Source organism: Micromonospora sp. LOL_024, from assembly GCF_048060415.1.
Classification (GTDB): Bacteria; Actinomycetota; Actinomycetes; order Mycobacteriales; family Micromonosporaceae; genus Micromonospora.
On sequence record NZ_JBHMIS010000042.1, the window covers coordinates 25,683 to 33,784 of the forward strand.

Sequence of the window (8,102 nt, forward strand, 5' to 3'; positions counted from 1 at the left end):
GCGGATCGGGATCAGTCCGGCCGGCGTGGACCGCCACCGAGTGCGCGCAGCGCGTTGAGGATCACCAGCACGTCGATCCCCTCCTGAAGGAACGCCCCGGCCACCGGGGGTAGCCGGCCGGCCGCCGCGAATCCCATCGCGAGCACCGCCAGGCCCATGCCCACCGTGGCGCTCTGCACGGCGATCCGGCGGGCGTACCGGGCCACCTCGACCGCGTCGGCGAGCGGATCCAGCCGGTCGACGGTCAGCACGGCGTCGGCGACGTCGGCCGAGGCGGTCGCCCCAGTGGCGCCCATCGCCACGCCCACCTGTGCCTCGGCCAGCGCCGGCGCGTCGTTCACCCCGTCGCCGACCATCACCGTGACCGCCCGCCCCGCCTCCGCGCGGACCCGGCTCACCTTCTCCCGCGGCGTGCACCGGGCCAGCACCTCGTCCACGCCGACCGCCTCGCCGACGCGCCGGGCCACCTCCGGCCGGTCCCCGGTGACCATCACGATCCGGGCCAGCCCGGCCGCGCGTAGCCGGTCCACCGTGCGGCGGGCGTCCGGGCGTACCGGATCCTCCAGCAGGACCGCGCCGAGCGGCCCCGCGTCGTCCGCCACCCAGACCACCGAGTGTCCCGCCTCCTGCGCCCGGGACCGGGCCGGTCCGGCCCACTGCGGCGGTTCCCCACCGAGCTGCCCGACCTGGATCCGCCGCCCGGCCACCCGCCCGCTGACGCCCCGGCCCGGCGCCTCGGTCACCTCCGTCGGTGTGTCCAGCCGCACTCCCTGGTCACCGGCGTGGCGCACCAGGGCCGCCGCCAGCACGTGCGGAGACAACTGCTCCACCGAGGCGGCCAGGCGCAGCACCTCGTCGGGTTCGCCGCCTGGCGCCACGACGATCTCGGCGACCCGGGGACGGCCGGCGGTGAGCGTGCCGGTCTTGTCCACCAGCAGGGTGCGGGCCCGCCCCAGCGTCTCCAGCGACGCGCCGTCGCGGACCAGCACCCCGCGCCGGGCCACCCGCGACAACCCGGAGACGATGGCGATGGGGGTGGCCAGCAGCAGCGGGCACGGGGTGGCCACCACCAGCACCGCCACCGCCCGGACGAACTCACCGGACCACGCCCAGCCAAGGCCCGACAGGGCGAGGGTGAACGGCACGAAGGCGGCGGCGAACCGGTCGGCCAACCGCACCGTCGGGGCCTTACGGGCGGTCGCCTCCTCGGCCAGCCGGACGATACCGGCGTACGTGCTGCGTGCGGCGCTCTCGGTAGCTCGCAACCCGAACCCGGCGCCCGCGTTTACCACACCACTGGCCACCCTCTCCCCCGCCGCCCGCTCGACGAGCCGGGACTCGCCGGTGACCACCGACTCGTTCAGGCTGGCCGGCGACTCGGCCACCCCGTCGACGGCCACCACGTCACCGGGGCCGATCAGCAGCCGGTCGGCCACCGCCACCCGGTCCACCGGCACCACCTCCACGCCACCGTCGGCGGTCCGTCGCCGTGCGGTACGGGGGGCTCGGGCGAGCAGGGCACGCAGGTCACGGGTCGCCCGGCGCTGCGCGTACGCCTCCAGGGTCCGGCCGGTGGCCAGCATCACCGCGATCACCGCACCGGCCAGGTACTCGGCTACGCCGAGCGCGCCAGCCAGCGCCAGCACCGCGATCACGTCCACCCCGAATCGCCGACGCCACAGGTCACGCAGCACCGAGGCGGCGGCCGGCAGCAGCGCGACCACGGTCGCCAGCGCCCATAGCGCGTCGCCGGCACCGGGCTGCCCGGCCAGCCGTGCCACCGCACCGGCCAGCACCAGCGCGGTGAGACCGGTCAGCGGGGTGAACAGCAACCACCGGCGGCGTCGGCCCGGCCGGTCGGTCGCGGGCCGCCCGGGCAGGCACTCTGGCGCGTCGCGATCCGGTCCACCCTCGGCCGACGGCTCTGTCACCCGCGAATCGTCCCAACCGTCGGGGCGTGGTGTCGGGCGCTTCGGTCAGAATGCGGGCCGAAGTGCCCGCCGAGGCGGGGCATCCGGGACGTGCGGGCGGCATACCGGTGGCGCACGATGAACCAGACCCGGCCCACGCCGTACCGAGGTGCGGCACGATGGGCAGAGACGGAAAGGTCGTGAGGATGAGCCACCAGACGCCGGCTACCCACCGCCCGCTGACCACCGCCCTCGCGGAGGCCGCCGCGATGGCCGGTCATGCGCCGTCGGTGCACAACAGCCAGCCGTGGCGCTGGCGGGTGCTGCCCGACGCGCTGGAACTGCGGGTGGTCCGCGACCCCCAGCTGGCGGCGACCGACCCGCAGGGCGAGCTGATCACGCTGAGCTGTGGGGCGGCGCTGCACCACGTCCGGCTGGCGCTGGCGGCCGAGGGGTGGGCGGCGACCGCGCAGCGGCTGCCGGACCGGGCCCGGCCAGAGCTGCTCGCCCGGCTGACCGAACTCCGCTTCACCGGGGTCGACCCGGACTCGATGCGGATGGTGCAGTGCATGCAGGTGCGGCACACCGACCGGCGGCCGGTCAGCGACGAGCCGGTCGGGGACGAGCACCTGACCGCAATAACGGAGGCCACCACCCGGGAGGGCGCCCGGCTGGAGATCCTCGACCGCGACCAGGTGCTGCAACTGGCTGCCGCCGCCTCGCACGCCGCCACCGTCGAGGCGGACGATTCACAGTTGCGGGCAGAGCTGGACTACTGGACCAGCCGAACCGGTGGCGTCGGGCTCAGCCCGCAGGTACTGCCCGAGCAGCCGCCGCAGACCACCGTGCCGGGCCGGGACTTCCGTCACCCCGGCACCCTGCCGGTCGGCCCCGGACATGATCAGGCGGCATCGTACGGGGTGCTGTACGGCGACGAGGACACCGCGACCAGTTGGCTGCGGGCCGGCGAGGCGCTGTCGGCCGCCTGGCTGGCGGCCACCCGGCTGGGCCTGTCCATGGTGCCGCTCAGCGGAGTGGTCGAGGTGCCCGGCACCCGGCAGATCCTGCGCCAGGTGCTGTCCGGGATGGGGCACCCGTTCCTCGCCCTGCGCATCGGCGTCTCCGACCCGGACCATGCCGGACCGGCGCACACCCCTCGACTGGCTCGCGAGCAGGTGGTGGACATTTCGACGGTGGACGGCGACGCCTGATCGCGACCGCGCGTCGCTCGGCGTACTTTCCGGACGGCCCGCCCGCTAGCATCGCCGGGTGAGCGTCGGCGCACCCCACCCCCGGCACGAGCCACCGTCGCTCGGGCTGAGTCCGCTGTCCCGCGTCCGCCTCGACGAACTGCTCCAGGAGATGCTGGACCGCGTCGGTGAGGTGGTGACCAGCCGGGAGCGGCTGCGGGCGCTGCTCGACGCGGTCGTCGGTATCGGCACCGACCTGGATCTGCGCAGCACCCTGCAACGGATCGTGCAGTCGGCCTGCGAACTGGCCGGTGCCCGCTACGGCGCCCTCGGGGTGATCGGCCCGGACCGGCTGCTGCACGACTTCATCACCCACGGCATCTCCGCCGAACTGCACGCGCAGATCGGGGACCTGCCGCACGGCCGGGGCGTGCTCGGTCTGCTGATCGACGAACCCGAGCCGCTGCAGATGCCGGACATCACCCGGCACCCTCGGTCCTACGGTTTCCCGCCGCACCATCCGCCGATGCACACCTTCCTCGGCGTGCCGGTACGCATCCGCGACCGGGTATTCGGCAACCTCTACCTCGCCGAGAAGCAGGGTGGCGGCCAGTTCACCGAGGACGACGAGGAGATCGTCGTGGCGCTCGCGGCGGCGGCCGGCGTGGCGATCGAGAACGCCCGGCTGTACGCGCTGGCCCACCGGCGGGAACGCTGGCTCGCCGCCACCGCCGAGATCACCTCGCTGCTGCTCGGCGAGGTGCGCCGTACCGACGCGCTGACCCTGGTGGCGCGCCGTGCCCGCGAGGTCGCCGAGGCCGAGTTGGCTCTGGTGCTGCTCTACGACGACGACGCGGAGCACTTCACTGTGGAGGTCGTCGACGGTGCCGGCCCCCAGGCCCGTGCGCTGGTCGGTACGGTGCTACCGGCGGCGGACACCAGTTTCGCCGGTCATGTGGCCCAGCGCCGGCACGACTCGGTGGACGACCTGGCCCACGCCGCGCCCTGGCCGGCGATGCTGCACACCGGGCCGGCGGTGATCTCGCCGCTCGCCACCGCGGACACCCTGCACGGCGTGCTGGTTATCGCACACAGCGCCGATCACAGCGGTGTCACCGACGACGACGTGACGCTGCTCGGCAGCTTCGCCGGGCAGGCCGCGTTGGCCATGGAACGCGCCCGAGGTCAGGAGCAGCGGGAGCAGTTGGTGGTCCTGGAGGATCGCGAGCGGATCGCCCGGGACCTGCACGACGTGGTGATCCAGCGGCTGTTCGCCACCGGCCTGCAACTGCAGAGTTCGGTGCCGCTGACCGCGCGGCCGGAGATGGCAAAGCGGATCAACGCCGCCGTCGACGACCTGGACACCACCATCAAGGACATCCGCCGCACCATCTTCGAGCTGCGGACCCCGATGAGCGCGGCGCTGCGTACCGAGATCGGGGAGGCGGTGGAGGCGGCCGCGGAATCGCTGGGGTTCCGGCCGAGGCTGGAGTTGACCGGTCCGATCGACAGCGCCGTGCCGGACGAGGTTCGCCCCGACCTCACCGCCGTGCTCCGCGAGGCGCTGTCCAACGCGGTACGACACGCCGGAGCCGCCCGGGTGTCGGTGGCGGTTCGCGCCGACGCCACCCACGTCACCGTCACTGTCACCGACGACGGGGTGGGGTGCGACCCGGCCGCCGCCCGGGGCGGGCTGGTGAACCTGCGCGAACGCGCCGAGCGTCACGGCGGCACCTTCGGGGTACGCCCGGCCGAGCCGCACGGCACCGAACTGCACTGGTCCGCCCCGCTGCGCGACTGACCGTGCCGGACGCTGCCCGCGACGGGTCAGCGGTTCCTGCCGAGCAGCCGGGTGGCCAGCACAGCTGCCTGGGTACGCCGTTCCAGGCCGAGCTTGGCCAGCACGCTGGAGACGTAGTTCTTGACCGTCTTCTCGGCCAGGAACATCTTGCCCGCAATCTCCCGGTTGGTCAGTCCTTCGGCGACGTACTCCAGGATCCGCCGCTCCTGCTCGGTGAGCGCCTGCAACTCGCGGGGCTGCTCCACACCGCTGCGGATGCGTTCCAGCACCCGCGTGGTGACCGCCGGGTCGAGCAGCGACTGACCGGCCGCCACCCGGCGCACCGCGTCGACCAGGTCGGTACCCCGGATCTGCTTGAGCACGTACCCGGAGGCACCAGCCATGATCGCCGCGAACAGCGCCTCGTCGTCCTCGTACGAGGTGAGGATCAGGCCCTTGATCGAGGAATCCACGGCCCGGATGTCCCGGCAGACGTCGATGCCGTTGCCGTCGGGCAGCCTGGCGTCGAGGATCGCCACGTCGGGCCGCAGTGCCGGAATCCGGCGCGCCGCCTCCGGCGCGGAGCCGGACTCACCGACCACCTCGATGTCGCCACTGGCGTGCAGCAGGTCGGCGAGGCCACGACGGACGACCTCGTGGTCGTCAAGCAGAAACACCCGGATCATCCTCTGTTTGTACCCGCTCCCATCCACCCCTGACCCGGGCCAAAGGTCCCAACCCATCCCGAGGGCGGGGTGCCCCGTGAGTTCGGGACGTGTGGCCCTGCCCGGGTAGGTGCCGCCGGGGCACCGTGGGGGTACCAGGTGAGCGCGAGGGGGCACGACCATGCAAACCGGCTACACCGTCGAGCAGCTGCGGTCCGCCGCCACCGACGCGATCCGGGCACCGTCCCTGCACAACGTCCAGCCGTGGCGGTTCCGGCTGCGCGATGGTGGAATCGAGGTGCTCGTGGACCCGACCCGGCAGCTGCCCGCCACCGACCCGAGCGGCTGGGGTGCCCGCGTCGCCTGCGGCGCGGCGCTGTTCAACCTGCGCCTGGCCCTGGCGACGGCGGGTGCGCCGGCGACGGTGCGGCTACGCCCCGACCCGGCGAAGCCCGACGTGCTGGCCCGGCTGCTGCCGGACCTGCCACGGCGGCCCACCCCCGCCGAGCAGAACCTCCACGCGGCCATCCCCCGTCGATTCAGCAACCGCGCCCCGTTCTGGCCGGACCCGGTGCCCGCCGACGCCCGCTGGCGGTTCGGTGCGGCGGCCCGCACGGAACACTGCTGGCTGAAGCTGCTGATCGGGGTGAGCGCGGTCAACGCCTTCGCCGAGATCGCGCACGGCGCGCACCGGGTTCTGGAACGTGACCCGGCCTACCGGGCGGAGCGGGAGGCGTGGGTACGCGCCGAACACGCGTCCGATGGAATTCCCGCCGCCGCCGGTGGTCCACTGGCTGAGCCGCAGGACCTGCTGCCGTCACGCGGTTTCGGTGGCGTGCGGCGGGCACCCGGCCGCGATTTCGAGCCGGAGCCGCTGGTCGGGGTACTCGGTTCGGCCGGCAACACCGCCGTCGACCAGGTCGTTGCCGGTCAGGCGTTGCAGCGAATGCTGCTGACCGCCACCGACGCCGGGCTGTCCGTGTCGATGCTGTCCCAGCCGATCGAGGTGCCGTCGGCCCGGGAGCGACTTCGGATGTCACTGGGGCGGTTCGGTACTCCGCAGATGGTGATGCGGATCGGGTACGGCCAGCCCGGCGGGCCCGCCCCCCGCCGCCCGCTCGACGAGGTGCTGGACCTGCCCGTGCACCTGGCGTGACCCGCCGAACGGCAGCGCACCGGCCTGCCCGAGTTCCACGTCAGCCGGGCGTGGCCGGTTCGCCGAGCGCGGCGAGCAGCTCGGTCTCCCGCGCCGGGTCGAGGCCGGCCGGTTCCCGGGCCGGACGGCCGGCGCGGCCCGGCACGGCGCCCACCTGACGCAGCCAGGCCCAGGTGTCGGCGACAGTGTCAGCCACCGGCCGGCAGCTCAACCCGGCGGCGTACGCGCGGCCGACGTCGACCTGCTGCATCCACCGGTACTCGTGCCCGGCCGGGATCCACACGGGCAGATCGTTCCAGGGCTTCACGCCTGCGGCGAGCAGGCGCTCCGGGTCGACCCAACGCAGCCGGGCGACGGCGCTGGTGGCCGTCACGCCGGCGGTCAACAACTCGCCCATGGTGGTGTGCCCGGGTCGGCTCACCACGTTGACCGGTCCGCCTAGGCCCCCGGTGGCGGCGTCCAGCAGGAAGACGGCCAGGTCCCGGACGTCGACGTACTGCACCGGCAGGTCGGCGGGGCCGGGTGCGAGCACGTCACCGCCCCGGGCGACCCGGTGCAACCACCACGGCAACCTGCCGATGTCCTCGCCGGGGCCGAGGATCAGCCCGGCCCGGGCGAGCAGTACCCGGTCACCGAGGACCGCCCGCAGGGCCTTCTCGGCTCCCGCCTTGAGGGTCGGGTAGTCGCCGTCGAGGGCGTCCGGGTCGGCGTCCACAAGCGGGGCCTGCTCGGTCACGCCGGCCGGCACCGGGGGTGCGTAGACCGAACCGCTGGAGACGTAGACGTAGTGCCCCACCCGGTCGGACAGTGCCTGCGCCGCCGTCCGGGCGGCCCGGGGCGCGCCGTCCCAGGTGTCGACGACGAGGTCCCACTCTCCGTCGGCCAGCGCAGTCAGCCCACCGGGGGTCGTCCGGTCACCCACCAGCGGGCGTACCCCTGCCGGAGGCGCCCCGTGCCGTCCCCGGTTGAACACCGTCACCGACCAGCCTCGGTGGACCGCCTCGGCGACCGTCGCCCCGCCCACGAATCCGGTTCCGCCCAGCATGAGGAGTCTCATCTGCCTCATCCTGCCGAGGGTCGGCCCGGTGGGGGATCCCCGTTCGCTGGCAGCAGATCTGCTGCGGGCAGATCCGGCCGTGCCTGGCGGACGGGGACCGTGTCCGGCGGACGCAGAACGAGTCCGCCGCACACGGCCGGACGGCGCCGCGGGCACGGCGGGCACCACCAGCCAGCTCCTTCATCGAGGGAGCTGGCGGATCCCATCGTCGGCGGTACGCCGTGAGGGCGTCAACAACTTCCGGGAAAGATATCGGTAGTTCAACGCCGGGCGACCGGAGCCACGCTGTCGCGGACGACGAGTTCGGTCGCCAACTCCAACCGAGGACTCTCCACCTTCTCGCC

6 protein-coding genes are annotated in these 8,102 nt (G+C 73.8%); 3 read left to right on the forward strand and 3 right to left on the reverse strand.

Features of this window, described 5'->3' with window-relative positions:
- Window positions 1-11: 11 nt before the first annotated feature.
- Complete coding sequence (locus ACFHWY_RS25445; RefSeq protein WP_416582782.1) at window positions 12-1,931, reverse strand: heavy metal translocating P-type ATPase; 1,920 nt, start codon at window positions 1,929-1,931, stop codon at window positions 12-14.
- 185 nt (window positions 1,932-2,116) lie between these two features.
- On the opposite strand from ACFHWY_RS25445, the gene ACFHWY_RS25450 reads away from it, so the two are divergent.
- Window positions 2,117-3,121, forward strand: coding sequence for an Acg family FMN-binding oxidoreductase (locus ACFHWY_RS25450; RefSeq protein WP_416582783.1), 1,005 nt, complete (start codon window positions 2,117-2,119; stop codon window positions 3,119-3,121).
- Window positions 3,122-3,227: 106 nt separating this feature from the next.
- A complete protein-coding gene (locus tag ACFHWY_RS25455; protein WP_416582790.1) occupies window positions 3,228-4,901 on the forward strand; it encodes a GAF domain-containing protein in 1,674 nt (557 codons plus the stop codon).
- A gap of 26 nt (window positions 4,902-4,927) precedes the next feature.
- Here the strand turns inward: ACFHWY_RS25455 and ACFHWY_RS25460 are convergent, their stop codons facing one another.
- Entirely contained in the window at window positions 4,928-5,566 is a 639-nt protein-coding gene (locus ACFHWY_RS25460) for a response regulator (RefSeq protein ID WP_416582784.1), read from the reverse strand.
- Window positions 5,567-5,726: 160 nt separating this feature from the next.
- Between ACFHWY_RS25460 and ACFHWY_RS25465 the strand changes: the two genes are divergently transcribed.
- Complete coding sequence (locus ACFHWY_RS25465; RefSeq protein ID WP_416582785.1) at window positions 5,727-6,701, forward strand: Acg family FMN-binding oxidoreductase; 975 nt, start codon at window positions 5,727-5,729, stop codon at window positions 6,699-6,701.
- Between the two features lie 40 nt (window positions 6,702-6,741).
- Here the strand turns inward: ACFHWY_RS25465 and ACFHWY_RS25470 are convergent, their stop codons facing one another.
- On the reverse strand, window positions 6,742-7,758 hold the full coding sequence (locus ACFHWY_RS25470; protein ID WP_416582786.1) for an NAD-dependent epimerase/dehydratase family protein: 1,017 nt from the start codon (window positions 7,756-7,758) through the stop codon (window positions 6,742-6,744).
- Window positions 7,759-8,102: the final 344 nt, after the last annotated feature.

Bases quoted from the DNA above. Each gene is read 5' to 3' on its own strand.
- ACFHWY_RS25450 (WP_416582783.1), top strand. From the start codon at position 2,117: ATGAGCCACCAGACGCCGGCTACCCACCGCCCGCTGACCACCGCCCTC.
- ACFHWY_RS25460 (WP_416582784.1), bottom strand. From the start codon at position 5,566: ATGATCCGGGTGTTTCTGCTTGACGACCACGAGGTCGTCCGTCGTGGC.
- ACFHWY_RS25465 (WP_416582785.1), top strand. From the start codon at position 5,727: ATGCAAACCGGCTACACCGTCGAGCAGCTGCGGTCCGCCGCCACCGAC.
- ACFHWY_RS25470 (WP_416582786.1), bottom strand. From the start codon at position 7,758: ATGAGACTCCTCATGCTGGGCGGAACCGGATTCGTGGGCGGGGCGACG.